The organism is Candidatus Methylomirabilota bacterium (assembly GCA_035315345.1).
Lineage (GTDB): Bacteria > Methylomirabilota > Methylomirabilia > Rokubacteriales > CSP1-6 > CAMLFJ01.
This window is the reverse complement of the sequence record DATFYA010000052.1, coordinates 1-2,416: the sequence shown is the minus strand read 5'-3', so window position 1 is coordinate 2,416 and position 2,416 is coordinate 1. Positions and strand designations below refer to the sequence as shown.

General features: G+C 70.3%; 4 protein-coding genes. 2 read left to right on the top strand and 2 right to left on the bottom strand.

Translation table 11 applies throughout. The features are described from left to right. Positions 1 to 229: 229 nt before the first annotated feature. Both VKN16_06190 and VKN16_06185 read left to right on the top strand, forming a co-directional pair. Positions 230 to 553: a PEP-CTERM sorting domain-containing protein gene (locus tag VKN16_06190; protein HME93787.1), complete on the top strand. Its 324-nt coding sequence runs from the start codon at positions 230 to 232 to the stop codon at positions 551 to 553. 43 nt (positions 554 to 596) lie between these two features. Next, the gene (locus tag VKN16_06185) at positions 597 to 1,208 is read left to right on the top strand and encodes a Uma2 family endonuclease (protein ID HME93786.1); all 612 of its coding nucleotides are present in this window, start codon (positions 597 to 599) and stop codon (positions 1,206 to 1,208) included. 27 nt (positions 1,209 to 1,235) lie between these two features. Here the strand turns inward: VKN16_06185 and VKN16_06180 are convergent, their stop codons facing one another. Continuing rightward, positions 1,236 to 1,691, bottom strand: coding sequence for a hypothetical protein (locus VKN16_06180; protein HME93785.1), 456 nt, complete (start codon positions 1,689 to 1,691; stop codon positions 1,236 to 1,238). Continuing rightward, on the bottom strand, positions 1,691 to 2,416 hold a 726-nt coding region (locus VKN16_06175), incomplete at its 5' end, for a zinc-binding dehydrogenase (GenBank protein HME93784.1). The genes VKN16_06180 and VKN16_06175, both read right to left, overlap by 1 nt.

The window sequence follows — 2,416 nt, the reverse complement described above, 5'->3', positions numbered from 1 at the left end:
GCCGGTGATCGCGGCGATGAACGGCCAGGTGAACGTGGACTACTCGGTGATCGCGGCCTCCGGCTTCCTGGGCGCGCTGCCCGCGGTGCTCCTCGTGCTGATCTTCCAGAAATACATGGTGCAGGGCCTCACCGCCGGCTCCGTCAAGGGCTGATCTCGGGCGCTGCCATCGAGCCGCACTATTGTGCGGGTCCTTTCGCCGACTCCGCGGTAACATGCCGTCTTGCCCATGTACGCAGGAGACCCCGATTGCGTCGGGCCGTTCGGCGTCAGCGGGGTTTTCGGGTTGGCGACGGGCGACAACGGTGTTCTCTACGCGGTTGCGGGCACCAACGTCTACACGGTCAACACCACGACGGGCGCGGCGACCAATCCCGTCGACTTTGGTGGCCACGGATTGTTCACCGCGAACGGACAGAGCTTCTTCACCGAGGCCGGTGCACCGGTGCCCACTCCGGTACCGGAGCCCGCTACCCTTCTGCTTCTCGGCAGCTCGTTGACCGGAATCGGGCTGGCGGCAAGGCGGAGACGGAGACAGGGTAGCCTCGAGTAGGCTCGCGGGCCGCGCCGGGCCAAGCCGTATCCGACCTTGGACATTGACCGAGCGCGCGATGTCCGATAGCGTGCCGAGTATGGAGCACCCTTCGTTGACTCTTCGACGCTGGAAGCGCGTCGAATACGAGCGACTCGTCGACCTCGGACTGTTCGAAGGAGATCCCGTCGAGCTCATCGGCGGGCAGCTCATCGTCGCCGAGCCACAGAATAGTCCGCACGCCACCGCGGTCGGCGCCGCTGACGATGCGCTGCGGGCCGTGTTGCCGGCGGGGTTCATGGTCCGCACGCAGATGCCCCTCGTCCTCGACGACGAATCGGTGCCGGAGCCCGACCTGGCAGTGGTCCCTGGGCGGCGTGCCGACTATCTGGGCGCCCATCCGACGCGGGCCGTCCTCGTGGTGGAGGTGGCCGATTCCAGTCTTCGGCTCGACCGCGAGCAGAAGGGGAGTCTCTACGCGCGAGCCCGGATCGGGGAATACTGGATCGTCAATCTGGTCGACCGGGTCCTCGAGACCTATCGCGACCCTGCGCCGGACCCGGTGGCGTCCCACGGCTGGCGGTATCGGTCAGTGGGCACACTGGCGCCGCCGGCCGTGATCGCCCCGGCGGCACTCCCCGCCGCGCGGATCCAGATCGCCGATCTCCTGCTGTAGCTGCCGGCGGAGCCGAACTCGCCCGGCTCATTGCGGCAAATAGAGCCGGACGAAATGGTCGTCGGTGACGTCCCCGTTCGGGCTCACCGTGAAGTTCGACGTGATGAGGCCCTGGGCGCCCGTGAATGATCCGTTGCCGCCCGTGACCCGCCACATCACGACTCCGTGGCTGCCGCGGCCGTCGGGTGCCGGGCCCACGTGGCCCCGGCCGACCGTGTCGAAGGCGATGGAGCCGGCGCTGCCGTAGGTGATGGTGCCGTCCTCGACGAAGGAGCCGTCGGCGGAGCGCTCCACGCGCGATTCCAGGACGGCCGACTCACCTGCGAGCGGCTCCACCTCACCGGCGACGCCGGTGCCCGCGATGACGGTGCGCCACGCCTGGCTCGGCGCCACCGTGCGGGCCTGCCGCCTGGTGGTCGAGCCGGGCACGGGTCGTCCGTGGCCGGTGAACCGCAGCGCGAAGGCGACTGCGCGCATCGCCATCAGAATACGATCACGCCGCGACGCAGCTCGCCGGCGGCGAGGGCGCGGAACGCCTCGTTGGCGTCCTCCAGCGCGTAGCGGTGGGTGATCATCTCGTCGATGCGCAGCTTGCCCGCCTGGTAGAGGCTCACGAGGCGCGGCAGGTCCTCGCGGGTGCGCGCGCTGCCGTAGCTCGAGCCGCGGATCACGCGCTCGGCCGTGACGAGCGGGCGCGCATCCAGGGGCACGGTAGCCCCGGTCTCCGGCACGCCGATCAGCACGCACGTGCCGCCGGGGGCGAGCGCCTCGAGGGCCTGGGTGATGGGGCGCGTCGCGCCGACCGCCACGAAGGTGAAGTCGGCCCCGCGCCCGGTGATGGCGCGGATCGCCGCGGCCGGATTCTGGCGGGACGCGTCGATGGCGTGGGTGGCTCCGACCGCGCGGGCGTGCTCGAGCCTGGCCGCCCGCAGATCGACCGCGATGATCGGGTGCGCGGCGACCATCGCCCCGCCCTGGACCACGTTGAGGCCGACGCCGCCCACGCCGAAGACCGCCATGCTCGCGCCCGCGGGCACCGCCGCGGTGTTGATCACCGCGCCGACCCCGGTCATCACCGAGCAGCCGATGAGCGCGGCGCGGTCGAGCGGCATCGCGGGATCGATGCGAATCGCGCACGACTCGTGCACCACGGTTCGCGACGCGTAGGTCGCCACGTGGCCGTAGTGGTAGACAGGAGAACCGTTGAG

Excerpts from the sequence above, each read along its gene's own strand:
- VKN16_06180 (HME93785.1), bottom strand. The coding sequence starts at position 1,691 with ATGGCGATGCGCGCAGTCGCCTTCGCGCTGCGGTTCACCGGCCACGGA.
- VKN16_06190 (HME93787.1), top strand. The coding sequence starts at position 230 with ATGTACGCAGGAGACCCCGATTGCGTCGGGCCGTTCGGCGTCAGCGGG.